The 23,555-nt window shown below is 41.4% G+C and carries 25 protein-coding genes and 2 tRNA genes; 13 read left to right on the forward strand and 14 right to left on the reverse strand.

Translation table 11 applies throughout. From position 1 onward, the window contains the following. Positions 1 to 5 precede the first annotated feature (5 nt). The 3 genes from folE to CRO16_RS11710 all read right to left on the reverse strand — a co-directional run bounded on the left by folE (position 6) and on the right by CRO16_RS11710 (position 3,423). Complete coding sequence (gene folE, locus CRO16_RS11700) at positions 6 to 683, reverse strand: GTP cyclohydrolase I FolE (RefSeq protein WP_097056579.1); 678 nt, start codon at positions 681 to 683, stop codon at positions 6 to 8. A gap of 158 nt (positions 684 to 841) precedes the next feature. Further along, complete coding sequence (locus CRO16_RS11705) at positions 842 to 2,350, reverse strand: OmpP1/FadL family transporter (protein WP_097056580.1); 1,509 nt, start codon at positions 2,348 to 2,350, stop codon at positions 842 to 844. 23 nt (positions 2,351 to 2,373) lie between these two features. Further along, complete coding sequence (locus CRO16_RS11710; protein ID WP_097056581.1) at positions 2,374 to 3,423, reverse strand: hypothetical protein; 1,050 nt, start codon at positions 3,421 to 3,423, stop codon at positions 2,374 to 2,376. Between the two features lie 97 nt (positions 3,424 to 3,520). Here CRO16_RS11710 and proS point away from each other — a divergent pair, with 97 nt between their 5' ends. The 4 genes from proS to rpsT all read left to right on the forward strand — a co-directional run bounded on the left by proS (position 3,521) and on the right by rpsT (position 5,541). Continuing rightward, positions 3,521 to 4,999: a proline--tRNA ligase gene (proS, locus tag CRO16_RS11715; RefSeq protein ID WP_097056582.1), complete on the forward strand. Its 1,479-nt coding sequence runs from the start codon at positions 3,521 to 3,523 to the stop codon at positions 4,997 to 4,999. Positions 5,000 to 5,075: 76 nt separating this feature from the next. Continuing rightward, positions 5,076 to 5,147: transfer RNA gene (locus CRO16_RS11720), tRNA-Glu, on the forward strand. 45 nt (positions 5,148 to 5,192) lie between these two features. After that, a tRNA-Glu gene (locus CRO16_RS11725) sits at positions 5,193 to 5,264 on the forward strand. A gap of 28 nt (positions 5,265 to 5,292) precedes the next feature. Then, on the forward strand, positions 5,293 to 5,541 hold the full coding sequence (gene rpsT, locus CRO16_RS11730; protein ID WP_097056583.1) for a 30S ribosomal protein S20: 249 nt from the start codon (positions 5,293 to 5,295) through the stop codon (positions 5,539 to 5,541). Positions 5,542 to 6,108: 567 nt separating this feature from the next. Here the strand turns inward: rpsT and rho are convergent. Beyond that, positions 6,109 to 7,896 carry a transcription termination factor Rho gene (rho, locus tag CRO16_RS11735; RefSeq protein WP_097056584.1) on the reverse strand — a complete coding sequence of 596 codons (1,788 nt, stop codon included), beginning with the start codon at positions 7,894 to 7,896 and terminating at the stop codon, positions 6,109 to 6,111. Positions 7,897 to 8,089: 193 nt separating this feature from the next. Between rho and CRO16_RS11740 the strand changes: the two genes are divergently transcribed. Then, a complete protein-coding gene (locus CRO16_RS11740) occupies positions 8,090 to 8,500 on the forward strand; it encodes a DUF4293 domain-containing protein (protein ID WP_097056585.1) in 411 nt (136 codons plus the stop codon). Between the two features lie 193 nt (positions 8,501 to 8,693). Here CRO16_RS11740 and CRO16_RS11745 read toward each other — a convergent pair whose 3' ends face one another. Further along, positions 8,694 to 9,188 carry a metallophosphoesterase family protein gene (locus CRO16_RS11745; RefSeq protein ID WP_097056586.1) on the reverse strand — a complete coding sequence of 165 codons (495 nt, stop codon included), beginning with the start codon at positions 9,186 to 9,188 and terminating at the stop codon, positions 8,694 to 8,696. A gap of 107 nt (positions 9,189 to 9,295) precedes the next feature. Here CRO16_RS11745 and truA point away from each other — a divergent pair, with 107 nt between their 5' ends. After that, positions 9,296 to 10,036, forward strand: coding sequence for a tRNA pseudouridine(38-40) synthase TruA (truA, locus tag CRO16_RS11750; protein ID WP_097056587.1), 741 nt, complete (start codon positions 9,296 to 9,298; stop codon positions 10,034 to 10,036). Next, positions 10,036 to 11,808 (forward strand): ABC transporter ATP-binding protein, encoded by a 1,773-nt coding sequence (locus tag CRO16_RS11755; protein ID WP_097056588.1) that lies wholly within the window; start codon positions 10,036 to 10,038, stop codon positions 11,806 to 11,808. The genes truA and CRO16_RS11755 overlap by 1 nt, the downstream gene beginning before the upstream one ends. Here CRO16_RS11755 and cdaA read toward each other — a convergent pair. Continuing rightward, complete coding sequence (gene cdaA, locus CRO16_RS11760) at positions 11,805 to 12,578, reverse strand: diadenylate cyclase CdaA (protein ID WP_097056801.1); 774 nt, start codon at positions 12,576 to 12,578, stop codon at positions 11,805 to 11,807. The two genes, CRO16_RS11755 and cdaA, sit on opposite strands and share 4 nt — an antisense overlap. A gap of 38 nt (positions 12,579 to 12,616) precedes the next feature. Further along, entirely contained in the window at positions 12,617 to 13,441 is an 825-nt protein-coding gene (gene folP / locus CRO16_RS11765; protein WP_097056589.1) for a dihydropteroate synthase, read from the reverse strand. Positions 13,442 to 13,527: 86 nt separating this feature from the next. On the opposite strand from folP, the gene CRO16_RS11770 reads away from it, so the two are divergent. The 5 genes from CRO16_RS11770 to CRO16_RS11790 all read left to right on the forward strand — a co-directional run bounded on the left by CRO16_RS11770 (position 13,528) and on the right by CRO16_RS11790 (position 17,461). After that, positions 13,528 to 14,085 (forward strand): DUF1599 domain-containing protein, encoded by a 558-nt coding sequence (locus CRO16_RS11770; RefSeq protein ID WP_097056590.1) that lies wholly within the window; start codon positions 13,528 to 13,530, stop codon positions 14,083 to 14,085. A gap of 11 nt (positions 14,086 to 14,096) precedes the next feature. Further along, the gene (locus tag CRO16_RS11775; RefSeq protein ID WP_097056591.1) at positions 14,097 to 15,191 is read left to right on the forward strand and encodes a BT_3928 family protein; all 1,095 of its coding nucleotides are present in this window, start codon (positions 14,097 to 14,099) and stop codon (positions 15,189 to 15,191) included. Positions 15,192 to 15,536: 345 nt separating this feature from the next. Continuing rightward, the gene (tpiA, locus tag CRO16_RS11780; protein WP_097056592.1) at positions 15,537 to 16,289 is read left to right on the forward strand and encodes a triose-phosphate isomerase; all 753 of its coding nucleotides are present in this window, start codon (positions 15,537 to 15,539) and stop codon (positions 16,287 to 16,289) included. 10 nt (positions 16,290 to 16,299) lie between these two features. Further along, the gene (prmA, locus tag CRO16_RS11785; protein ID WP_097056802.1) at positions 16,300 to 17,139 is read left to right on the forward strand and encodes a 50S ribosomal protein L11 methyltransferase; all 840 of its coding nucleotides are present in this window, start codon (positions 16,300 to 16,302) and stop codon (positions 17,137 to 17,139) included. Between the two features lie 46 nt (positions 17,140 to 17,185). Further along, complete coding sequence (locus CRO16_RS11790; protein WP_097056593.1) at positions 17,186 to 17,461, forward strand: ATP-dependent Clp protease adaptor ClpS; 276 nt, start codon at positions 17,186 to 17,188, stop codon at positions 17,459 to 17,461. A gap of 76 nt (positions 17,462 to 17,537) precedes the next feature. Here the strand turns inward: CRO16_RS11790 and CRO16_RS11795 are convergent, their stop codons facing one another. Genes CRO16_RS11795 through CRO16_RS11810 form a run of 4 tightly spaced genes read right to left on the reverse strand, consistent with a single transcriptional unit; the run spans position 17,538 to position 20,830 of the window. Next, positions 17,538 to 18,380, reverse strand: coding sequence for an SdiA-regulated domain-containing protein (locus CRO16_RS11795; protein ID WP_097056594.1), 843 nt, complete (start codon positions 18,378 to 18,380; stop codon positions 17,538 to 17,540). Between the two features lie 10 nt (positions 18,381 to 18,390). Further along, positions 18,391 to 18,837, reverse strand: coding sequence for a PepSY-like domain-containing protein (locus tag CRO16_RS11800; RefSeq protein WP_097056595.1), 447 nt, complete (start codon positions 18,835 to 18,837; stop codon positions 18,391 to 18,393). Between the two features lie 59 nt (positions 18,838 to 18,896). Beyond that, positions 18,897 to 20,156 carry a sensor histidine kinase gene (locus CRO16_RS11805; RefSeq protein WP_097056596.1) on the reverse strand — a complete coding sequence of 420 codons (1,260 nt, stop codon included), beginning with the start codon at positions 20,154 to 20,156 and terminating at the stop codon, positions 18,897 to 18,899. Next, positions 20,153 to 20,830: a response regulator transcription factor gene (locus tag CRO16_RS11810; protein WP_097056597.1), complete on the reverse strand. Its 678-nt coding sequence runs from the start codon at positions 20,828 to 20,830 to the stop codon at positions 20,153 to 20,155. Before CRO16_RS11810 ends, CRO16_RS11805 begins: the two co-directional genes overlap by 4 nt. Before the next feature lie 159 nt (positions 20,831 to 20,989). Between CRO16_RS11810 and CRO16_RS11815 the strand changes: the two genes are divergently transcribed. Beyond that, positions 20,990 to 21,421, forward strand: a complete 432-nt coding sequence (locus CRO16_RS11815; RefSeq protein WP_097056598.1) for a PepSY-like domain-containing protein — start codon at positions 20,990 to 20,992, stop codon at positions 21,419 to 21,421. A 79-nt stretch (positions 21,422 to 21,500) separates the two neighbouring features. Here the strand turns inward: CRO16_RS11815 and CRO16_RS11820 are convergent, their stop codons facing one another. The 3 genes from CRO16_RS11820 to CRO16_RS11825 all read right to left on the reverse strand — a co-directional run bounded on the left by CRO16_RS11820 (position 21,501) and on the right by CRO16_RS11825 (position 23,251). After that, positions 21,501 to 22,043: a lipid-binding SYLF domain-containing protein gene (locus tag CRO16_RS11820; RefSeq protein ID WP_097056599.1), complete on the reverse strand. Its 543-nt coding sequence runs from the start codon at positions 22,041 to 22,043 to the stop codon at positions 21,501 to 21,503. 305 nt (positions 22,044 to 22,348) lie between these two features. Further along, positions 22,349 to 22,504: a hypothetical protein gene (locus CRO16_RS16190; RefSeq protein WP_179670531.1), complete on the reverse strand. Its 156-nt coding sequence runs from the start codon at positions 22,502 to 22,504 to the stop codon at positions 22,349 to 22,351. 291 nt (positions 22,505 to 22,795) lie between these two features. Continuing rightward, positions 22,796 to 23,251: a hypothetical protein gene (locus CRO16_RS11825; protein ID WP_143544532.1), complete on the reverse strand. Its 456-nt coding sequence runs from the start codon at positions 23,249 to 23,251 to the stop codon at positions 22,796 to 22,798. Between the last annotated feature and the right edge of the window lie 304 nt (positions 23,252 to 23,555).

A 23,555-nucleotide genomic window follows, 5' to 3' on the forward strand; every position in this document is an offset into this window, starting at 1 on the left:
GAATTTTAAAATTCTGTTTCCAGGTTGATGTAATCTAAAAAGTCCCGTCTTGCTTCCGGATCTTTAAAACGGCCGCCGTACTCGCTGGTTACGGTACTGCTTTCAATATCCCTGATTCCACGGCTGTTCACACAAAGGTGTTTAGCATCAATGACGCAGGCAACATCTTCAGTTCCCAAAACCTCCTGAAGTTCTTTCACGATTTGCATAGTAAGTCTCTCCTGTACCTGCGGACGCTTAGCGTAATAATCTACAATACGGTTCATTTTTGAAAGACCAACTACAGTACCGTTGGAGATATAGCCTACATGGGCTTTCCCTACTATTGGTAGCAGGTGATGCTCACAGGTAGAGTAGAGGGTGATATTCTTTTCTACCAGCATTTCGCCGTATTTGTATTTGTTCTGGAAGGTAGAAGCCTTTGGTTTCCCTTGCGGATGTAAACCACCAAAGATCTCTCTTACAAACATCTTGGCAACCCTTTTGGGAGTGCCTTTAAGGCTGTCGTCGGTAAGATCAAGCCCCAGGGTGTTCAGGATATTCCTTACATCTTCCTGGATCTTCTCGATCTTTTCATCATCGCTAAGGTCGAACGCATCACTGCGCATTGGTGTGTCTGTATTTGGGCTGACAAATGCATCTCCCATCTCATCAATGGCCTCGTCTATATTGTCTTTTTTCATATCAGGTTATAAAGTGCGGTAAACTACTCTCTATTTAAGCTTGCAAAGATACATATTTAAACCCTTTTTTGATAATCAAGACCAGCAAGATGCCGCTTTCAATTTAGAGGGAAACAAAAAAACAGTCCGAAGACTGTTTTTGATTTTTTTACTGTTCCTTAAATTCCGAAACTCAGGGAAAGGATAAAGTTGGAATTGTTCTTTGCAATAGCCATACGATCTGTGAGTCCGGTTTGGTATAATTGAGGATTGCTGTCTCTTTCCCAATTGTCATATGAAAGATCAAGACGCACATTTCCGAAGTTATAACCCAATCCTGCTGAATAACCCTGCAGGTCTCCAATAGTGGTTTCATTGGTGTAAGGACTTTCTTCAAATCTGTATCCCGCACGAAGGCTCCAGGCTTCTATGCGATATTCGCCACCTATCCTAAATTCTGAAGCTCCTTTTAATCCATTGGAAATAATATCATTCTGATTCATAAAAGCAGGGTCATCTTTAGGTTTAAATTTCGTGGAGGAATAATCCTTGTACGAATAATCAAAGCTAATCAATGCCGAAGGTCCAAACAGGTAAGCTAAGCTTCCGGTATATTTAGAAGGCGTTTGCAGCTTATAATCAGGATAAATATTTACAACCTGTGGATCCACAATGGCTTCCCCCAACTCTTCGCTATAGGTTTCCAAATATTGAGAGGTTTCTTCAGAAATGGTATACCAGGTTGGAGATTCGTAAGCTGCCCCAATTCTTAAGCTTTCTCCTGCCTTGGCCAAAGCTCCCAATTGTAAACTGAAACCGCTACCCAAAGTGCTAAGACGATCCTCAAAGAAAATTTCATTTATTTCACTTCCATTATTACTATTTGTCTCAAAAAAAGTAGTGACTCTATCATAGTTTAAAAAGTGAGTATTTAAATTAAGACCTAAATAAAGAATATCCTGATACTGGGTTGCGAAATTAAATGAAAATTTACCATTTAGCCCTGTAGCTGCATATCCATATTCCTGATCAAAAATTCCCGCTGCTACATTAGAAGTGTACGGAGCAAAAGGTGCGTTGGTGTTTTCCGGAGTATAATCAAATAAATAACCCTGATAACCGAGAAAGGCTTGCTGCGCTCCAAAACCATGACGCTCTCCAAGATCAGCATATTTTCTGTCAAGGTTGGTATTTCCAATTTCCAAAAGATCTAGAGGGACTCCTTCTGTAAAACCAAGAAAGTAATTGTTAATGGTTTTCGTGTTGGTTCCAAACGCCAGGAAATCATCTTCAAAAGAAGCTGACTTATTATAATTAAACCCAAGAGTGAATTTTCTCCAGGCAGCATCTTCGTCCCTGTTATTGAAAACAAAAACAGCCCCGGCTTGTCCCAGATCCACATCTGTATTCGAATTGGTATTGAAGCCGTTCATGAAGCTTACTTCATTTTCTGCATTTTCCACATTTAGGGTGAAAGTAGTAAAGCTGTTTAGAAAAACTGCAGATCCTGCGGGATTTACGTTGAGAGCAGAAAGATCTCCTCCCAAAGCTCCAAAAGCTCCACTCATTGCCCTATATCTTGCAGTTCCGTTAAGATCTGTAGAAGAGTATCGTACGGCGTCTATAATATTTTGAGCCTCCGCAGTCATCGATAAGATGGCTGCGAAGGCAAAAATTAATTTTTTCATACAATCAGTTTTGTTAGACTTGGCTAGTTACCTCTACCGCGGCTCGATCTGGTAGTGGTACCGGAAGATCTTGTGCTGGAGCTGGATGAGGAAGACCTGTAGCTGCTATTGTTATTATTGCTGCTTGATCTGGTAGTTCTCGCCTGTGGTTCACGTCGTGTAGGCGCAGTCCTGGTACTTTGGACTTCCCGACGTTGAGTGGAAGTCCTGTAACTGTCCGAAGATCTTCTATTAGGTATGGAGGACGATCTTACCCTTGTAGTTCTGGTCTGGTAGGTTCTGGCATCTGTTCTTGAAGTACCTGCAGCCCTAACATTCCGGGTGTTCGAATAACCCTGTATTCTGGAGATGCGGCTATCATCATTACTTTGTCTGTAACGGTTATTTGTGGAATAGGCGTCTCTCCTGGTTGAGCTGTAAGCTACATCCCGACGGTTATATGACGGGTAATAATTATGTCCATAGTAGTAGGGAGAATACCTGTGGCCGTAATAACCGCCCCATCCAAAGCTCCATCCTATATTCCAGCCCCAGGAATGATATGCAAAGGGATAACCGTATCCGTAAGGATATCCATAACCGTATCTGTATGGGTTATAAAACCCATACCTGTAATGAGGTCCCCAGAACGGATCGTAAAATCCGGCATAATAGGGATATCCGTAACCGTAATAGAACGGGTTGTAATCGTTGTAAATGTTTATCGAGATCTCATCTGGATCAGATCCCCATGCAGCACGTCCGGGTTCATAGGCAAGGCCTTCTTCACCAAACATCTCGGCATCATATTGCCCCGAAGCATAACTTTCCACATCGGTAAAGATGGCTCCTTCTTCAGGTACGGCTCCAAATTGCTCTGCTTTCTCTCCAAAAAGATTTTTGTAGTATAAGGCGTCTTCATAAGATTCCTCGTAATCATTAGCAGTATAAGCCTCACCGGTTCTTGAAGAGGAATATATTCCATCATTTTCATACCCGGCATACTGGTAAGAACTACAGGAAGCTAATAAAAACAGAGAACTCACTGCTGTTAGCAGGTTTCTCACATTTAAAAGCTTGTAGTATCGTTTCATGGCGTTGAATTAATTATTGAACAAAGATAAAAATAGTTAGTTTTGCCCTAACTTTATTTCATTAACAAGGTGCAAGATTTGTGCCAAAAGACTGGAGATGGCAAAGAACCTAACTACTCGAAAAGAAGATTATTCAAAATGGTATAATGAACTGGTTGTGAAAGCCGACCTGGCCGAAAATTCTGCTGTAAGAGGCTGTATGGTGATCAAGCCTTACGGTTATGCAATATGGGAAAAAATGCAGGCACAACTGGATAAAATGTTCAAGGAAACAGGGCATCAAAATGCTTATTTTCCTCTTTTTGTCCCTAAGAGCCTTTTTGAAGCTGAAGAAAAGAATGCTGAAGGCTTTGCCAAAGAATGCGCTATTGTTACTCATTACAGGTTAAAAACCGATCCCGATAATAAAGGGAAGCTTATTGTTGATCCTGATGCAAAATTAGAAGAAGAGCTGGTGGTAAGGCCAACTTCTGAAGCTATAATCTGGAACACTTATAAGGGCTGGATCCAATCCTATCGCGACCTGCCTATCCTGGTTAACCAATGGGCTAATGTGGTGCGCTGGGAAATGAGAACCCGTTTATTCCTTCGTACTGCCGAATTCCTGTGGCAGGAAGGGCATACCGCTCATGCTACTAAAGCTGAGGCCCTGGCAGAAACCGAGCAAATGAATAACATATACGCCGAGTTTGCTGAAAGTTTTATGGCAATGCCGGTAATAAAAGGTAGAAAAACCGAAAGCGAACGCTTTGCAGGAGCCGAAGAAACCTACTGCATAGAAGCAATGATGCAGGATGGAAAAGCTTTACAGGCCGGCACCTCTCATTTCCTTGGACAAAATTTTGCAAAGGCTTTTGATGTCAAGTTTGCCAGTAAGGAAGGAAGCCTTGAATATGTATGGGCTACCTCTTGGGGAGTTTCCACCAGGTTAATGGGAGCTTTGATCATGACCCATAGTGATGATAACGGATTGGTGTTACCTCCAAACCTGGCTCCAATTCAGGTGGTAATAGTTCCTATTTACAAAGGAGAAGAACAATTGAACCAGATATCTGAAGTTGCTAATCAATTAGCAGCAGACCTTAGAGCGCAGGGAATTTCGGTGAAGTATGATGATCGGGATACTCAGAAGCCGGGTTGGAAATTTGCCCAGTATGAATTGCAGGGTGTACCTGTAAGGATTGCTATAGGACCAAAGGATCTGGAAAAAGGATCTGTAGAGCTTGCCAGAAGAGATACGCTGAGTAAGGAATTCATTGCACAAACCGAGGTGGTGGAAAAGGTCAAAGGATTAATGACCGAGATCCAGGAGAACCTGCATCAAAAAGCCCTTTCCTTTAGAAATGATCATATCACCCGGGTGGAGAACTTTGAACAATTTAAAGAGGTTTTAAATGAAAAGGGCGGCTTTATTTCGGCGCATTGGGATGGAACTTCCGAAACCGAAGAAAAGATCAAAGAACTTACAAAAGCTACTATAAGGCTTATTCCATTTGACGAACACAAGGAGGAAGGTGCTTGTGTTTATACGGGAAAACCGTCTGTGGGAAGAGTGTTGTTTGCTAAAGCTTATTAAAAATTCAAAAAAATTTATTCTACATTTGCGCCATTCAAAAATAGTTGTATTTTTGCATCCGCATTTGAAAATAAATGGTCCGTTCGTCTAGGGGTTAGGACGCCAGGTTTTCATCCTGGTAACAGGGGTTCGATTCCCCTACGGACTACAAGAGGTTTACAAGTCGTGTAAACCGGTTTTGAAATAATTAATTGGTCCGTTCGTCTAGGGGTTAGGACGCCAGGTTTTCATCCTGGTAACAGGGGTTCGATTCCCCTACGGACTACAAGAAGAAATAATTTAATTTAAGTATAATGGCAAATCATAAGTCGGCGTTGAAGAGAATACGTAGCAATGAGACTAAGCGTCTTAGAAACCGCTACCAGCATAAAACTACAAGAAACGCTATCAAGAAGTTGAAGGATGCAGAAAAGCAGGAAGCAGAGACTTTATTTCCTACTGTAGTTTCTATGATCGACAAATTGGCGAAGAAAAACATTATTCACGATAATAAAGCTGCTAACCTTAAATCTCAGTTAGCTAAGCACGTAGCTGCGCTTTAATAAAATAGTGTTCAATTTATAGGAGGATGCCTTTCGTTTAAAAACGAGAGGCATTTTTTCGTTTTAAAGTAAAAGGACCTCGCAGTGAAAGCTGCGGGGTTTCGTGTTTTAACCACCCCGTCCGCTATCGCGGACACCGCTCCTTAAAATAAGGAGGGGAGCCATTGGTCTGTTTTACCACCTCTTTGAGGTGGTCGTCCGCAAGCGGACGGGTCTGTCTCCGGGCTTTCCTTCTGTAATTTCAAACTGCGCCCCTCCTTCCTGAGGAGGAATGTCCGCCACCGGCGAATGGGGTGGTGCTCGCCTTTGGATTTTTAATTAGAACCCGGAAATTAGCTCCCCTCCTCCCTGAGGAGGGGAGTCCGCCGCTGGCGGATGGGAAAGTTCTTGTTCTTTTCGATTATTCTTCAGAATCCCCTTTTAGCTCCCCTCCTCATTGAGGAGGGGTGTCCGCTTTTAGCGGACGGGGTGGTGCTCGTTTCCGCAATCTCTCTATTGAACCGTAAAACAAAAAAAAATCCGGAGCACCAAAAATGTCCGGATTTTATGATTTTAGAGAGGTAAGTCTTATCCGTTCATGGAGATAAGAAACTCCTCGTTATTTTTGGTTTGCTTGATCCTGTCGTTGATGAATTCCATGGCTTCCACAGGATTCATATCGGCAAGATATTTACGCATTACCCACATTCTTTGAAGTGTGGCTTCGTCCAGTAAGATGTCATCACGACGCGTGCTGGAAGAAGTAAGATCGATAGCAGGGAATATTCTTCTGTTGGCGATCTTTCTGTCCAACTGAAGTTCCATGTTACCTGTACCTTTAAATTCTTCAAAGATAACTTCGTCCATTTTTGACCCTGTTTCGGTAAGAGCAGTTGCGATGATTGAAAGAGATCCTCCACCTTCGATATTTCTGGCGGCACCAAAAAATCTTTTTGGTTTGTGAAGCGCGTTCGCATCAACACCACCGGAAAGAACTTTTCCGCTGGCAGGTTGTACAGTATTATAAGCTCTTGCCAAACGGGTAATGGAATCCAGGAGAATGACCACATCGTGTCCACATTCCACCATTCTTTTGGCCTTTTCAAGAACTATGTTAGCAACCTTTACATGTTCATGAGCTTCCTTGTCAAAAGTTGAAGCGATCACTTCTCCCTTTACATTTCGCTGCATATCGGTTACCTCTTCAGGACGTTCGTCAATAAGAAGAATAATTTGGTACACTTCAGGATGGTTTGCGGCAATTGCATTTGCAATATCCTTAAGCAACATCGTTTTACCGGTTTTGGGCTGGGAAACGATCATACCTCTTTGCCCTTTTCCTATTGGAGAGAACATATCGATAACTCTGGTTGAAACTGTGCTTTGTCTTTCGGCAATATTAAATTTTTCCTGAGGGAATAGGGGAGTAAGGTGTTCAAAAGAAACTCTGTCCCGCACCACTTGTGGATCAAGTCCATTGATCTTATTGATCTTGATCAAAGGGAAATATTTTTCTCCTTCTTTTGGAGGCCTTACCTGTCCAAGAACAGTATCTCCGGTCTTAAGTCCGAAAAGACGGATCTGTGACTGGGAAACATAAATATCATCTGGAGAGGAAAGGTACATATAGTCAGATGACCTAAGGAAGCCATAACCGTCTTGCATAATATCGAGAACGCCTTCGCTTTCTATGATAGCATCAAATTCATAGTCGGGTTCCTTGTAGCGGTTGCGATTATCGCGGTTCCCGGAATCTCTGTTCCCGGAGTCCCTGTTGCCGCTGTCGCCACGATTATCACGGTTGCTGTTATCTCTATTGCCGTTATCGCGGTTGCCGGAATCTCTGTTCCCGGAGTCACGGTTATCCCGCTGGTTGTTATCTCTGCTGCCCTGGTTTCTGGAATCTTTTTGACGGGAATCTTTCCTGTTGTCCTTTTGAGAATTTCGGGGACTGGAATCTTTGGAAGAAGACTGTTGTCTTTGAGAATCTTCTCTTTTGTTTTTCTGATCGTGCCTTTTGTCTGGAGAAGAACCTTTTGATTCTGAAGATTTGTCCCTGCTGTCTTCCTTCTTTTCTGAAGCAGAAACATTTTTAGAAGACTTGTCTTCAGTGCCTTTGTCGGCAGTATTCTTTTCTCTGCGGGGACGGGTTTTGCGGTGCTGCTTTTCGGAATTTTGATCTTCCTGAGGCTGTGGTTTTACATCCTCATCTGTCAGGACTTCCTGAACTTTTTTTGGATTGGCAGCCTGGTAATCAAGGATTTGATATACCAAATCAAGCTTTTTTTGAGTGCGGTATTTAGGCACATTTAGCGTTTTGGCTATTTCCTGAAGTTCAGGCAGCTTTTTAGCCTTTAATTCTGAAATTTCAAACATGAATGTTTTTAGATAAAATTGATCTTTGGTTTATTTAACCTTCTCGAGGAAGAATCGAAAAATTTTTTTGGAGTCTAAGTAACCTTTATTGAATTGGTTACGAATTGATATTGCAATTATACGACATTATTTTAATTATTTAAATATGGTTTCTAAAAAGAATCTTTTATTTTTGTGCCTCTATTGAGGATAAATGCTACAAAGAATACAGACTGTTTACCTATTGATCGCGGCCCTTTTAAGTGCTGGATTTGTCTTTATTTTTAAGCTTTGGAATGACCTGTCAGGTAATCCTGTTTACATCGAAGATGTAATGTCTGCCTTAGGTCTTACTTTGCTGTCTGCGTTGATCTCTTTAGTTACGATCTTTTTGTTTAGGAATAGAAAGCTTCAGTTTGTGCTGGGGCGTATCAATATCTTATTAAACTTAATTTTACTAGGATTATTTGTCTATTGGTCCCTAACTATATCTGGAGAAACTTCGGTTTCAGAGAAAGGTATTGGGATGCTGACTCCTGTATTTTCTATCGTTTTTTTAGTGCTGGCCAATAAGGCCATAAAAAAGGATGAAGATCTTGTAAAATCTGTGGACCGGTTGCGATAAACCTTTCATCTTAGTAGTATTAGTGCGTAAAAACCCGGAGTGAAAACTTCGGGTTTTTTTGTTGGGTTGATTAAGGTTCAAAGTTTAAAGTTCAACCTCTCGACTGCGCTCGAGGTGACATTTAATTTATTCTAGTCCTAATGGAGACTGGGCACTATCAACTTCCTGATCACTGATCACTGATCACTGAACACTACTTTTTCCCCAGCTCAATCACCTCCAGGTCCCGGATTTCTTTTCCGTCTATGACGAATCTAAGCATGGTTCGCATCTGGTGAAATCCCTGTTTTCCTGCAGCACCGGGATTCATGTGGAGCACCCCCAGTTTTTTATCGTTCATAACCTTGAGAATATGCGAATGTCCGCTAATGAAGATGCGTGGAGGATTAGCCTTAATTTCCTCTTTTACGGCAGGGGAGTAGCGGCCGGGATATCCGCCAATATGGGTGATCCATACATCTACCTGTTCACACATGAACCTGTTATTAAGAGGAAATTCCTTTCTAATTTCGGCTCCATCAATATTTCCAAAAACGGCCTTTAAGGGTTTGATTTTTTGAAGAGAATCACTTACAGCGGTGGTGCCAATATCTCCTGCGTGCCACAGCTCATCTGCTTCTTCTGCATATTTAAGGATTCGGTCATCCATATAGCCATGGGTATCACTTAACAGGAGAATTTTTTTCATCGGGAATTTTTATAACGAGATTAACAAACTATAGATAAGGTAGAATGAGCAGTTGCCCCGAATGGCTTATCTTTGTAGCTTATAATTTGTAAAAGTAAAAATTTAGATTGAGATATTTTTTGGAGTTGGAATACTTCGGAAAGGCTTATCACGGCTGGCAACGACAACCAAATGCCCTTTCTGTGCAGGAGGTGGTTGAACAAAGCTTAAGCACCCTGCTGCAGAAAAAAGTCGAAATAATCGGAGCGGGCAGAACAGATTCCGGAGTACATGCCAGGCAGATCTTTGCACATTTTAATACTGAAGCAGAATTAGATGAAGATTTTATCTTTAGAACTAATTCTCTTTTGCCGCAGGATATTGCGTTAAAAGGACTTTTTAAGGTAACCCCCGAAGCTCATGCAAGGTTTGATGCTGTTTCCAGATCCTATGAATATCATATAGTGACCAGGAAAGACGTTTTTTCTACAGATACTGCTTACCATATTCACAAAGAGCTGAATATTGAAAAAATGAATAGGGCGGCAGAAATATTGCTCGATTACACCAATTTTAAATGTTTCTCGCGGTCCAGGACAGATGTTTTTACTTATAACTGTACGATCAAAAGAGCAGAGTGGGAGCAACAGGAAGACAGGCTTGTTTTTCACATTTCGGCAGACCGGTTTCTGCGGAACATGGTTCGGGCGATAGTGGGGACCCTGCTGCAAATTGGACAGGGAAAAATGGAGGTAGAGGAGATGCACAGAATCATTAAAAGTGAAGACAGAAGTAATGCAGGCGCGTCTGTACCTGCACACGGATTATATTTAACCAGGATCATTTATCCAACAGGAATTTTTAATTAATGGCTGCATCAACGGGAAAAGCATTTGATTTTAACCTTTTTAAGCGTCTGCTGGCCTATACCCGTGCCTACAAGTGGACTTTTTACTTTGTGGCTATTGCTGCCGTTCTCCTGTCTTTGCTGGGAGTAATGAGGCCGTATCTACTACAGATCACCATAGATGAATCTATTGTGCCGCAGGATAATGACCAGCTGCTGTTCTTTATATCTCTTATGGCGGGCGTACTGGTTTTAGAGGTGATCTTCCAGTTCTGTTTCATCTATTTTGCCAACTGGCTGGGGCAGGAAGTGATCAGGGATATCAGGGTAAATCTTTTTAAACACATGCTGCAGTTTAAAATGAAATATTTTGATAATTCGGCTGTGGGAAGATTAGTGACACGGGCAGTGAGCGATATAGAGACTATAGCAAGTATTTTCAGCGAAGGTTTGTTTATGATCATTAGTGACCTGCTCAAAATGGCTGTAGTTCTGGCCTTTATGTTCTACCAAAGCTGGAGATTGACCTTACTTGTACTGGTGGTACTACCATTCATTCTTTACGCAACAAGAGTTTTTCAGAAGAAAATGAAGGTGGCCTTTGAAGAGGTAAGGACCCAGGTAGCCAACTTAAACACCTTCGTGCAGGAACGCATTACAGGAATGAAGATCGTTCAGCTCTTCACCAGGGAGCAAAAGGAGTACGAGAATTTCAAGGAGATCAATGATAAACATCGCAAAGGCTGGATCAAAACGGTATGGTACAACTCCATTTTCTTTCCAATTGCCGAAATGTCCACTTCCATAACCATTGGTCTTATCGTATGGTATGGAGGTTTGCAGGTGATGGGGGGCAGTGAAGCTGTTACTTTAGGGGTAATTGTCGCCTTTGTGGAATTAACCCAGATGCTCTTTAGGCCCCTGCGTCAAATAGCCGATAAATTCAATACGCTTCAAATGGGAATGGTGGCTGCAAATCGCGTTTTTGGCATCCTGGATACCCAGGCTTCTATTGCCGATGAAGGTACTGTCGTTGTGGATCACCTAAAAGGGGAAATTGAATTTGAAGAAGTTCGTTTTAGCTATGTGGGCGACGAAGAAGTTCTTAAAGGAGTTTCTTTTAAAGCTAAACCTGGTGAAACTGTGGCCATCGTGGGAGCTACCGGTGCCGGAAAATCTACCATTATCAATCTGCTCAACCGGTCGTATGAGATTTCCAGTGGACGGATTCTGCTGGACGGCATCGATGTAAAAGATATGACCCTCAAATCTCTAAGGAGCGAAATCGCCATTGTATTACAGGATGTTTTCCTTTTTGCCGACACTATCCTGAACAATATTACCCTTAACGATCCAAAGATCACTAAAGAGACTGTGGTAGCTGCAGCCAGGGAGATCGGGGTAGATGAATTCATTGCCAGCCTTCCCGGCGGATATGATTATAACGTGAAGGAGCGGGGAGTAATGCTTTCTTCGGGACAACGGCAATTAATTGCATTTTTAAGGGCCTATGTAAGCAATCCGAGTATTCTCGTACTGGATGAGGCAACATCTTCTGTGGATTCCTACAGTGAACAACTCATTCAGGACGCTACAGATAAGGTGACCCAAGGTCGTACTTCCATAGTAATTGCCCACCGTCTGGCTACCGTCAAAAAGGCTGATAAGATCCTGGTGATGGATGCAGGGAAAATTGTGGAAATGGGAACCCATAAAGAGCTTCTTAAAAAAGAAGATGGATACTACAAAAATCTTTATGAGGTGCAGTTCATGCAGGAAGAGGAAACGCTTTAGAGCAGATCTGCTCTGAGTTTTTCAACCAGGTCATCGTGATCTTCGTAGATCACAAATTCCCCATCTTTAATATAAGAGATTTGCCCGGTTTCTTCACTTACCACCAGTGCAAGGGCATCGGTCTTTTCGGTAATTCCTACAGCGGCCCGGTGACGCAGCCCAAATCTTAAAGGAATTGTTCTGTCATTGGAAACCGGAAGGATAACACGGGTTGCTGTAATATAATTATCCTCAATGATCATTGCTCCATCATGTAAAATACTATTCTTGTAGAAAATAGATTCAATAATAGGCTGATTCACCTGAATTTTCATTGGATCCCCTGTATTCTTAATAAAGTCAAGGCTGGTATTTTTTTGAATAACGATCAATGCTCCTGTATTCGTTCTGCCCATATTTTCACAAGCTTTTACTATAGCCTCCACATCATGCGGCACCTCCAGGTCATCCTTTATAAGCTTTAGAGTTTGGAGAAATCTCCTTCTCCGTGCAAAATTTGTGGAGCCTATCATGAGAAGGAACTTTCTTATCTCCTGCTGAAACACAACGATCAAAGCAAACATCCCTACGCCAATAAATTCTCCAAGCACGCTGCTCAACATTTCCATTCGCAGTAGCTGGGTAAGCTTCCAGACGAAATAGATGATCACGATCCCAATAAAGATGTTGACCGCAACGGTTCCCTTTACTAATTTATAGATATAGTAAAGCAGGGCAGCGATAAAGATGATGTCAACAATATCGAGAATGCGCAGGTCTAAAAACTCCAAGGTAGATTTGCTTTTTGGTAAATGTAAAAAATTATAAGCTAGTTTTTCAGGCGCTCCACCAATTTCACGCATTCCACTGCTTCCTTCACATCGTGGACCCTTAGAATATTTGCACCTTTCATGAGAGAAACGGTGTTTAAAACCGTAGTACCATTAAGCGCTTCTTCCGGGGTGGTGTGAAAGGTTTTATAGATCAGGGATTTTCTGGAAAGAGCAGAGAGTATGGGTAAATTAAGGTTTTTGAACAGCTCAAGTTTTGAGAGCAACCGGAAATTTTGATCGATGTTCTTGGAAAATCCAAAGCCGGGGTCTATGATGAGATCATTTATCCCCAGGACCCTCGCCTTTTCGATCCTTTCCGAAAAATAGAAAAGCAGATCCTGCACCAGGTCTTCGTATTCATTGAGATCTTTCATGTTCTGAGGATTGCCTCGCATGTGCATCATGATATACGGCACCTGCAGCTGGGCTATAGTTTGCATCATTTTTTCGTCCAGAATTCCAGCGGAAATATCATTTATTATTGCGGCTCCTGTTTCCACACATTGCCTGGCGACTTCACTTCTAAAGGTGTCTATCGACAAAATGATCTTTGGAAATTTTTCTACCAGTGCCTTCACCACCGGAAGGATCCGCTGCAATTCTTCGCTTTCCGGAATATCTTCAGCCCCCGGCCTGCTGCTATAAGCACCAACATCAATAATGTCTGCACCTTCTTCAAGCATTTTTTCTGCCTGAAGCAGGTGGTCCTGCAGGCTATTTCTCTTGCCGCCGTCATAAAACGAATCGGGGGTGATGTTAAGGATTCCCATTACTTTGGGAGTAGAAAAATCCATGAGTTGTCCCTTGCAGTTGATATACATGCTTAAAAATGCTATTTTTTGAATGGAAAAATTAACTTTGACAAAAAGAATAAAATCAGCGAAATTTACGCAAATTCCCTGTCTCTATGAAGGATACTTCTGCCCAATATGATGCCGTGGTGGCCGAATGCCGAAGCTTGTTTTTAAAAAAGATGAAAGACTATGGCTGTGCATGGCGCATCCTGAGGCTGCCGTCCCTCACAGATCAAATTTTTATAAAAGCTCAGAGAATTAGGGGGCTTCAGGAGAATGAAGTGCGAAAAGTGGATGAAGGAGAAGTGCCGGAATTCATAGGGATCATCAATTATTCTGTAATGGCTTTGATTCAGCTGGAAAAAGGCGTGGCAGAGCAACCGGATCTAAATGAAGAAGAAGTTTCAGAATTGTATGATCGAACCATTGCCAGAACCAAAGCCCTTATGGAGAATAAAAATCATGATTACGGAGAGGCCTGGCGTGAAATGCGGGTAAGTTCCCTGACAGATCTTATCCTGCAAAAATTACTACGTATCAAGACGATTGAAAATAATAAAGGCAAGACTCTGGTGAGTGAAGGAATTGGGGCGAATTATGAGGACATGATCAATTATGCAGTTTTTGCCCTTATACATATTCACGAAAACAGCGAACTAAGCAAAACATAAATCGGCAACACATGAAAATTCTTGTAAGCATCGCCCGTTGGGTGGTAGGGATCTTATTTATTTTTTCGGGATTTGTTAAACTTAATGATCCTATTGGTTTTTCTTTTAAACTGGAAGAATATTTTAGTCCGTCGGTGCTGAACCTGGAATTTTTAGCTCCCTTTGCTTTAGTGATTGCATTGTTACTGGTCGTCTTTGAGGTGGTCGTGGGAATCATGTTGCTTATAGGTTATTTGCCAAGATTCACCACATGGGTGCTGCTGCTCATGATCTTGTTTTTTACCTTTTTGACCTTTTACTCAGCTTACTTCAACAAGGTGACAGACTGTGGGTGCTTTGGAGATGCAATTCCTCTAACCCCCTGGCAGTCGTTTTATAAGGACATCATTCTGCTGGTGCTCATTTTGTTCCTATTTTTTAAAAGAGAACACATTACCCCTTATTTTGCACAGGCATCGCACCGCTGGATCGTATTCCTTTCTTTCATGCTATGTTTCCTTTTTGCTTATTACGTGCTAATGCACCTTCCCTGGCTTGATTTCAGAGCTTATAAGGAAGGAACTAATATTCAGCAGGCGATGACCATTCCCGAAGGGGCTCAGGAAGCAGTTTATGACTACAACTGGAAATTCAGGGTAAATGGCGAAGAAAAAATTTACACTACGAATGGATCTTACCCGGCTGTGGAAGGGGAATTCATTGAAGTGGAAACCGAAATGGTCAAAAAAGGCTATGAACCGCCCATTCATGATTTCTCCATAGAAAAAGATGGAGAGAATTTTACTTCTGAGATCCTGCAGGAGGAGAAACTGCTCATGATCGTTGCCTACAGCCTTAATCGCAGTGAACCCGATGGGCTTGAAAAATTAGAAAAGGTCATTAAAAAAGCGAGAAGCAATGGCTACAGGGTCATTGGGCTTTCAGCCTCAGACGAGGATCTAAAAGGTACCATGAACAGGAAGTATGGCCTTGACCTGGAGTGGTTTTTTAGTGATGAGACGGCTTTAAAAACAATTATTCGAAGTAATCCCGGGCTGGTGAAGCTTCAGAAAGGGACGATCCTTAAGAAATTGCATTGGAATGATGCTGAAGATCTTAAGTTTTAAGAGGTGCCAAAAAAGGTATTTTTTGAATGGTATTTAGTCCCTGGTTTGACCACTCAGCCGGTTTTAAACCTGGAAGGATTGAAAATATGTAAGAAGTCATATTTGCTGTGTGACATTGTCTAATTGTCCTTAAAATATTCTTTTCATAACCGCTTTCGAAGTAGTATTTCCGACCCTTTTTTGCAGTTTTCTACGCCCTGCAGCCGTATATTTGTACTGCAATATTTCAGAAGAAATAAATTAATTGATAAGCTCTTGACTATTAATATTTTCCGAAGGAATTTATAATAGTTTTAGCGTTTTCATCGAAAACAGAATACTAACTTATCCCCTTAAAAAACCAAGATGAGACAGAAAATAGTAGCCGGAAACTGGAAAATGAATAACGATCTTGCCCAAACAGAAGATCTGCTTGGACAAATTAAAAATCAATGGCAGGAAAAAGAAGGCGTACGGGTAATCGTGGCGCCGGCGTTTACCAATTTACACCATGCCTTTGAATCTTTAAGAAAATATTCCATTGATGTTGCGGCTCAAAATATGAACGAAAACAGCGAAGGGGCTTATACCGGCGAGGTATCTGCCCGTATGCTTACCAGTATAGGAATTAAAACTGTGATCATTGGTCACAGTGAACGCCGCGCGATCTTTAAGGAAACCGATGAGGTCCTTGCAAAAAAGGTTAATGCAGCTCTTGAAAATGATATGGAAGTGATTTTTTGCTGTGGCGAAGAACTTAGTGAAAGAATGGGAGAAAGACATTTTGAAGTGGTGAAGTCACAACTTGAAAAAGGACTCTTTCAGGTTTCTGAAGAAAACTGGAAGAAGGTGGTAATTGCCTATGAACCGGTGTGGGCCATTGGAACCGGAGAAACTGCTTCTCCCGAACAGGCACAGGAAATGCACGCTTTTATAAGAAAAACCATCGCTGAAAAATTTGGACAGACTTTGGCAAATGAGGTGGCGATCCTGTACGGCGGAAGTGTTAAGCCGGAAAATGCACAGGAGATCTTCGCCAAGGAAGATGTAGACGGGGGACTAATTGGAGGAGCAAGTTTAAAAGCGCCCGATTTCCTGGCTATCGTTAATGCGTTTTAAAGTGAAAAATATGAATTACCTGGAGTTTAGATTTGTTATTGAGCCTCCGCAACCTGCTTCTGAAATCTTGATTGCCGAACTCGGCATGGCGGGTTTTGAAAGTTTTGTGGAGAATGAAGATGGAATTACGGCTTATATTCCTACAGAGGAATATGAAGCTGAAACTATGTCGGGGTTACATATACTCCAGTCGAATGAATTCGATATTTCCTTCACCCAAACCGAAATTGAGCAGGTGAACTGGAATGTAGAGTGGGAGAAAAACTTTCATCCTATTGTGGTCAATGAGGAATGCGGGGTTCGGGCACCGTTCCATCCTCAACCCGATGTTAAGTATGACATAGTCATTGAGCCAAAAATGTCATTTGGCACGGGGCATCATGCCACCACTCATATGATGATAGAATTTTTGCTGAAGTATGATCTTCAGGGGAAAAAAGTGCTGGATATGGGCTGTGGTACCGGCGTACTTGCCATCGTTGCAGAGAAAAAGGGGGCAACTGAGATCGATGCCATAGATATTGACAACTGGTGCTACCAAAATACTCTTGAAAATGTGGGGCGCAATGCCTGTGAAAATATTTCTGTTTTTGAAGGTGCTGCCGAACTGCTGGAGGGACGCAACTATGATGTTATTATTGCCAATATTAACCGAAATATTCTTCTGGAAGATATTTCTGCCTATAACAAATGTTTGAACAGCGGGGGAGAATTATATCTTAGTGGATTCTATTCCAAAGATATTCCTGCAATTAGAAAGGAATGTGAGAAAGAGGGCCTGGAATACAGCGATTATATAGAGAGAGATGAATGGGTCGCTTTAAGGTTTGTAAAAAACAAGATTGAATAGAATTTATTATATTTAACCCTTGAATTTATCACGAATTAGACTGATTATGAGCACGAAGGAAGAAGTTCTTGAGAAGAAAGAAGTAAAAAGCAAAGCATCCAAAGTACATGAGATCGTTCTTTACAACGATGACTATAATACTTTTGACCACGTTATTGAAACCCTCATCATTGCCTGTGAGCATACTCCCGAGCAAGCGGAACAGTGTGCGCTGTTAGTACACTATAAAGGTAAATGCACGGTTAAAACAGGACCTTATAAGGAACTGGAGCCCCGCTGCGGAAAATTGCTCGACGAAGGCTTGAGTGCAGAGATTGTTTAAACTGCGCTAAACCTGAAATAATAAGAGGCCGGAAAATGTAATTTTTCCGGCCTCTTATTATTTATTGCCATTACCCTTATTCTAAAGCCACCTTTAAAATATTTGCCTGATTTTTCCCTGCTTCGTTGGAGATGTATACGTTCCCGGAAGGATCAAAGGTTATCCCTTCTGGTTGCTCAAAATCTTTCTTATCGAGCAAATAGAGCTTTACCAGCTCTCCGCCGGGTTCCATGATGAGCAGGGATGGGGATTGCGCATCCAGCAGGTAGTAATTATCATTTTTAGGATGGGCGGTAATTTCTGAAGGATAAAATTTGCCCCGGCTTTTCTTCTTTCCCTTCCCAAGGATCGGATCTTCCAGGTTTATTTTTAGAGCGGGTTCCTTCCAGGAATTTTCAAGGTTTAAGGTGACGGCATAGATGCCTTTTGAAACATTCTTGCCTTTTTTATCTTTTTCGGCAAGGAGTAGCCGGGCATTTTCGTGATCGAGATGTAAACCTTCCACATCAATACCGTTGACCTCTGCGAGGTAGGAATTATATTCGGTGACTATAGGCTCGGGGCCCTTATAATTTGCCACTTTAAAAATAGTACCGTTACTTCTTAAAATGTAAGCGTCATCTTTGGTTACTCTAATACCCTCATAGTCTCCTCCTCCATGAAACTTTATTTTATTTTTTATGCTGGAACTTTTGAGGTCATAAATAAAAATGATCCCATCTTCATCCTGTACCGCTGCAATGGTATTTTCGCCTATCCAATCTATTCCGGAGATCTCACTTAACTCTTCAGGAAGGTCCCATTTTTGAAGGATCCGGTATTCCTGTTGTTGCAGGTCATTTGGTTTTTCTTTTTGAAAGGCAAAGAAACCTATCAGGCTTATTGCCAGTATGAGGATGATAAGACTCGTTTTTTTCATAGCTGTGTTTTTAATCCCAGTAAGGAACTGAAGTGATTTTTACTCCCTGTTTATCTACTATCATTTCTTTGTCAAAAAAGAAGCCGGCGATCTCCACCTGGTAATACCTTCTTTCACCCGCAGTGATCATTTCAGGATCTTCAATTTTTTTCTTTCCGAATTCCTTCTCCAGGCTGCTTTTTACTTCCGGAGGTAATACCTCGTAAGGGATTTCCTGTTTTTCCTTTATGATATCTCCGGAAGTTTGAATTTGCACCTTTGTATCGCGGCCGTAAAGTTCAAAATCCACTTCATAATGATCCTTGACCTGCTCCCAGTTAACTTCGGAAGCTTCAGGATATAAAGCCCGGAAATGATTGATCGCTACCGAAGGAATATCCGCATTCGGATAATCATCGGAATCACAGGAAAGCAAAACTCCGGAAAGTAACAGATACAGGACCCACTTCGGCTTCATTTTTTTTTTAATGCTAATTTCCGAACGGAATCGGGAAAGAAATGGGAATTCAGTGGTAATTAAAAGTTAATTGTAAAGGAATGCAGGTTGTCCCTGAAATCATAATTGATCTCCAGGTTATACCTGTCGGCAATGGCTTTAGAGATCGCAAGTCCCAGTCCGTTGGAATGACTCCTTTTGCCTGGTTGAAATCTGGAAAAAAGTGTTTTTGGGTTGAGCGGCTTTTCTCCTAAATTCTGAATCAAAATTTGATTTTTAAAGATTTCAACTTTCACCCTGCTTGCTGCAGGGGTGTGTAAAAGTGCATTTTTGAGCAGGTTTGCCACCAGAATTCTGGCAAGGTCTTTACTCATGTTGTATTGAAGTTCAGCCGTTTCTATTACATCAACTTCAATGCTGTTATGGGAGGCAAGATCCTCAAATTCGAGATTTATTTGCTTCAGGAGCTGGTTAAAGTTTACCGTTTCTTCGTCTGCAAACTGCCGGTTTTCGATCCTGGAGAGGAGGAGCAGGGCACGATTAAGCCGGGTTAATCTTTCCAAATTGTTCAGGATGAGGCCCAGCTCTTCCATTTGTTGAGGCTCTAAGGAAGAATTTTCTGCAAGTAATTCCAGTTTGTTAATGCTTATAGCCAGAGGGGTTTGCAGCTCATGAGAAGCATTCTCAATAAATTCCTTTTGGCTGGTATAACTTTCGACCGACTTCTTCAGCAGTTTATCAATACGTTCATTCAACAGTTGGAATTCCTCCACTTTAGTGGATCCGAATTTGATCTCGGTGTCTTTTTCAATATTAAATTTTTCCAGGCTCCTAAGGAGTTTGTAGAACGGCTGCCATACCTTTTTATGAAGGAAATTATTCAACAGGAGAATGGTTAATATTAGACCAACATAGAGCCAAATAAGAGAAAAGAATAATTCTTTTATGAGATCATCCTCTTCTACCATGGAGGTTATCACCTTGATCTTATAATATTCCCCTTCATGGCGAAAAGCACTTTCCAGCAGGCGGACAGGTTCAAAATCTTCCTCATTTTCCATGAACATCAGCGTATCCCGGTAGGCATCGGTAAATTTTTCCGCAGTTTTTGAAGAAGTAGGGGTAATTATAAAGTTGCCTTCATCAAAAGTATTCTTCTTAAGCAGGGCCGGATCCTTTGCCGCTTTTCTTATCACCAGCATTTTTTGGTTATCCAGGCCATCATCCATGCTGTCATAGATCTCATCGAGGATCTCGATGTAAAAGATTACCGCCCATATGGAAAGTAGGAAGATGAGGATCAATGCAAAATAGGAGGTGGTATAGTTGAGAAGTTTCATTGGCTAATGAGCTTATAACCTATTCCATACACTGCCTTGATCTCGGGGAGAGCCTTGGCGGTAGTCAATTTCTTTCTTAGGTTCTTGATCTGCGAGTAGATGAATTCAAAACTGTCGGCCTGGTCGATATTGTCACCCCACACATGTTCGGCAAGGGCAGTCTTACTTACGAGGCGGTTCTTATTGATACTAAGATAAAGCAGTACGTCGAATTCCTTACGGTTAAGCTCCAGTTCCTTGCCATCTATTTTCACCTGGTGGTGGTCTATATCAATTTTTAAATTGGAAAATTCCAGCACATTGGAACCATCGAATTTACGCCTTCGTAAAATGGCTTTTACCCGGGCATTTAGTTCTGCCATATGAAATGGTTTTGGGAGGTAATCATCGGCACCCAAATTAAGACCCAGAATACGGTCATCCAGAGAATCTTTAGCCGAAACAATAATTACGGCATCAGAGAGGCCTTTGTCTTTTAAGATCTTAAGGAGTTCCAGTCCATTCCCGTCGGGTAAAGAAATGTCCAGGAGAATGCAATCATAGTCATAGATTCCGATTTTCGAAAGTGCTTCCTTGTAGCTACTGACCACCTCCACCAGGTAATTTTCTTTTTCCATGGTGGTTTGCATGTTGCGGGACATCTCTGCTTCGTCCTCTATAATAAGTATCTTCATAAGATTTTAAATGCCCGCAAAAATATAAGCCAAATTCGGAAACAATCGGGAACGGGAAAAGTTAATTGAAAATGGAGAAATTAAACTAAACCATAGCATTCCCATTTTCTTCCAGTTTCGGGGGCTTATTTTGTTCAGAATTAAAAAAGAAATATAACTATGAAAAAATTGATTTTAAGCGGGGCTTTAATGTTAGGCTCCTTTGGATTATTTGCTCAAACATCTGCAAACCTGCCACAAAATTCTCAGGATTACATCAAAAAGAATTTCTCTTCTGCCACTATTGAAACCACTAAGGAAGAGAGCAGCTGGGAATTCTGGGATAAGGATGAGAAATATGAGGTGCATCTTTCCAATGGAATCAAATTGGATTTCAATAAAAATGGAGAGATCACAGAGATAGACAGTAAAAATAATGAAGCCATACCTGAGGCAGCACTACCAAAAGAGGTGGTCACTTATGTTCAATCAAATTATTCCGGAAACAAGATAATCAGTTGGGAAAAGAACGATGATGAGCAGGAAGTAGAGCTGGCAGACGGTACCGAACTGGAATTTGATGCTCAGGGAAATTTTAGAAAAGTAGATTAAATTTTTTGCTATAATGAAATGGTAACAAAAAAACGGCTTCCTTTCAGGGAGCCGTTTTCTGTTTTTTGAACCACGATTATTATAGTGGCCTGAATTCAAATCTTTGTCCGCCTACAGAGATTCCTGCCATAGCGCCTCCTTTTGGGACAGTGACTATTGCCACTCCATCCTGGAATTCCAGATCTCTTGAAAATCCTTCATCAAGTATAACAGCAGAGGCATTCGCACTTAATTCATAGCTTCCGCTTTTAAATTTCTCCAAAGCCTGTTCATTTTCGAAGAAGAGTACTTCTACAAAAGCTTTACCGCCAATTTGAAGTCCCACATCAATTTGTTTTAGATCGGCGTAACCTATAAGATTTCCGTTTTCATATACTGTTCCGTTTCCCGATGCACCACCAATTACATAGGCTCCTTTACCCACGTTTGGAAAAATGGCGTATCCAACGGCACTGTCAAAATGATCGGCCATTACGGGATAATTACGTTCAATCATATCTTTTTCCTGCCGGGAATCGGTAACAAGGTCGTCTCCGGTCTTCTTGGCAGAACCACAGGAGGCCAGCACCAGTACCAACAGTACCATCAAAAATTTGTAGACACTATTTAATCTTACTCTCATCACTTTGAATTTTTGGTTAACCTTATTAAGATAGCCTTTATTGTAAGAATAATGTGTTAAGCCTAAGTTATAAAAACAGAGAAGGAGAGGGGGTTAAGTAAATCTACTAAAGAATTGCTGTCCGAAAATCCGGTTTCCTGGGTTTGAAAAGAAGCTGTTGAGAACGCGGGCAACATTTAATGGGTTTCTCCCTTAAAGATTTGACATTTTTAGAAATAGAACAGGGGTGGAGGGAAGAGTAAAAAGAAAGAGGCACAAAAAATAGCATTTTATGAGCCTCTAAATCTTTCGGGATATCTTTATTTTTAAGTTTCCTCTTCTTCATTATCTTTAGGAGGAAGCCGCTGCATCATCATTCTTCTGTAATGATTTGTGTAACCCCAGTCCTGTCTTCCAATACCTTTGCGATTCCTGGATTCGGGCTGGCGTTTTTCTCTACTGGAGGTGCTGAATTCTATCATGGCTTTAAAAATTTTACGATGCAAAAACCCGGCAAATTCCCGGGTTGCGACGCTGAATTTCCTCCCGGAATTATTAATCTGCTGTAAGATTAAATATAAGAAGATCCTGCCTTATTTCTCAGAGGCTATTTGCTAATTAACTGATTTTTAAGTTTTTGATTCCGGCGAGGATTAGCCTTAGTATCTGCGTCAAAAATTTATATTCTTAAGCTGATCAATAAATAATAAAAAGCTGCCTAAAAAGTTACCTCTTTAGACAGCCCCGGCTACAAATAATAATTAAAATGCGGTTTATTCCTGTGCCTCTTCAGCCGGTTCCCCCACGGGTACTTCTACTTCGGTATAAAGATCTTTTCCTGTTTGATCTTTCCCGGTCCATAAGAAGAAGGTGTAGGGCATGTCTTCATCTACCACCAACCTAAAACTTCCGGTTTTTTCAAGATCTGTACTTTCTTCCTGACACTCAGGTTCGCCGTATTTCTTTGCTGCAATCCCTGCCACATAAATCTTTCTTCGGCCGCTGCCGTAAAGCGATTCTCGGGAGGCATTAATTCCCTGGGGAATATGACAGGCTGTAGGCAGAACGTAAGTTACCTCAATGTCATAGCTTTTTCCCTCTTCAAAAAATTCCGGTAAATCGATAGCCGTTACCTTAGCTAACTCCGGCATCCAAACCGGATCATCCGACTCCAATTCACAACTCTGTATTGTGAATATTAACAACGCAAGTAATACTAATTTTTTCATACTCTTTTTTCGTAATTGTCTTTATCTATATGACCTCAAAATCATTAAAGGTTGCGTGTGTTAGATTTAAAAAAAGCCAGGAGTTCAGAACCGAGAGTCAGGACTTTGAATTGGTAGTGGGCAGTAGGAAGTAAATTTGAAGATTTGGGGATTTAAAACATGCCCCATGGTCACTAGTGTAGAAAACAAGAGCCAGGAACCAAGACTTTTCCTTCATTTAAACTGATCACTGATCACTGATCACTGAACACTCACTGCCCACTTATCACTGCACACTTATTCCACCTGCCTACTTATCACTGTG

The organism is Salinimicrobium sediminis, from assembly GCF_900215295.1.
GTDB lineage: Bacteria > Bacteroidota > Bacteroidia > Flavobacteriales > Flavobacteriaceae > Salinimicrobium > Salinimicrobium sediminis.

Bases quoted from the DNA above. Each gene is read 5' to 3' on its own strand.
- CRO16_RS11800 (WP_097056595.1), bottom strand. From the start codon at position 18,837: ATGAAGCCGAAGTGGGTCCTGTATCTGTTACTTTCCGGAGTTTTGCTT.
- CRO16_RS11820 (WP_097056599.1), bottom strand. From the start codon at position 22,043: ATGAGAGTAAGATTAAATAGTGTCTACAAATTTTTGATGGTACTGTTG.
- CRO16_RS11775 (WP_097056591.1), top strand. From the start codon at position 14,097: ATGAAAATTCTTGTAAGCATCGCCCGTTGGGTGGTAGGGATCTTATTT.
- CRO16_RS11740 (WP_097056585.1), top strand. From the start codon at position 8,090: ATGCTACAAAGAATACAGACTGTTTACCTATTGATCGCGGCCCTTTTA.
- CRO16_RS11805 (WP_097056596.1), bottom strand. From the start codon at position 20,156: ATGAAACTTCTCAACTATACCACCTCCTATTTTGCATTGATCCTCATC.
- folP (WP_097056589.1), bottom strand. From the start codon at position 13,441: ATGTATATCAACTGCAAGGGACAACTCATGGATTTTTCTACTCCCAAA.
- CRO16_RS11795 (WP_097056594.1), bottom strand. From the start codon at position 18,380: ATGAAAAAAACGAGTCTTATCATCCTCATACTGGCAATAAGCCTGATA.
- CRO16_RS11755 (WP_097056588.1), top strand. From the start codon at position 10,036: ATGGCTGCATCAACGGGAAAAGCATTTGATTTTAACCTTTTTAAGCGT.
- proS (WP_097056582.1), top strand. From the start codon at position 3,521: ATGGCAAAGAACCTAACTACTCGAAAAGAAGATTATTCAAAATGGTAT.
- CRO16_RS11815 (WP_097056598.1), top strand. From the start codon at position 20,990: ATGAAAAAATTGATTTTAAGCGGGGCTTTAATGTTAGGCTCCTTTGGA.
- tpiA (WP_097056592.1), top strand. From the start codon at position 15,537: ATGAGACAGAAAATAGTAGCCGGAAACTGGAAAATGAATAACGATCTT.
- CRO16_RS11825 (WP_143544532.1), bottom strand. From the start codon at position 23,251: ATGAAAAAATTAGTATTACTTGCGTTGTTAATATTCACAATACAGAGT.
- folE (WP_097056579.1), bottom strand. From the start codon at position 683: ATGAAAAAAGACAATATAGACGAGGCCATTGATGAGATGGGAGATGCA.
- CRO16_RS11810 (WP_097056597.1), bottom strand. From the start codon at position 20,830: ATGAAGATACTTATTATAGAGGACGAAGCAGAGATGTCCCGCAACATG.
- CRO16_RS11710 (WP_097056581.1), bottom strand. From the start codon at position 3,423: ATGAAACGATACTACAAGCTTTTAAATGTGAGAAACCTGCTAACAGCA.
- CRO16_RS11770 (WP_097056590.1), top strand. From the start codon at position 13,528: ATGAAGGATACTTCTGCCCAATATGATGCCGTGGTGGCCGAATGCCGA.
- CRO16_RS11745 (WP_097056586.1), bottom strand. From the start codon at position 9,188: ATGAAAAAAATTCTCCTGTTAAGTGATACCCATGGCTATATGGATGAC.
- rho (WP_097056584.1), bottom strand. From the start codon at position 7,896: ATGTTTGAAATTTCAGAATTAAAGGCTAAAAAGCTGCCTGAACTTCAG.
- rpsT (WP_097056583.1), top strand. From the start codon at position 5,293: ATGGCAAATCATAAGTCGGCGTTGAAGAGAATACGTAGCAATGAGACT.
- CRO16_RS16190 (WP_179670531.1), bottom strand. From the start codon at position 22,504: ATGATAGAATTCAGCACCTCCAGTAGAGAAAAACGCCAGCCCGAATCC.
- prmA (WP_097056802.1), top strand. From the start codon at position 16,300: ATGAATTACCTGGAGTTTAGATTTGTTATTGAGCCTCCGCAACCTGCT.
- CRO16_RS11790 (WP_097056593.1), top strand. From the start codon at position 17,186: ATGAGCACGAAGGAAGAAGTTCTTGAGAAGAAAGAAGTAAAAAGCAAA.
- CRO16_RS11705 (WP_097056580.1), bottom strand. From the start codon at position 2,350: ATGAAAAAATTAATTTTTGCCTTCGCAGCCATCTTATCGATGACTGCG.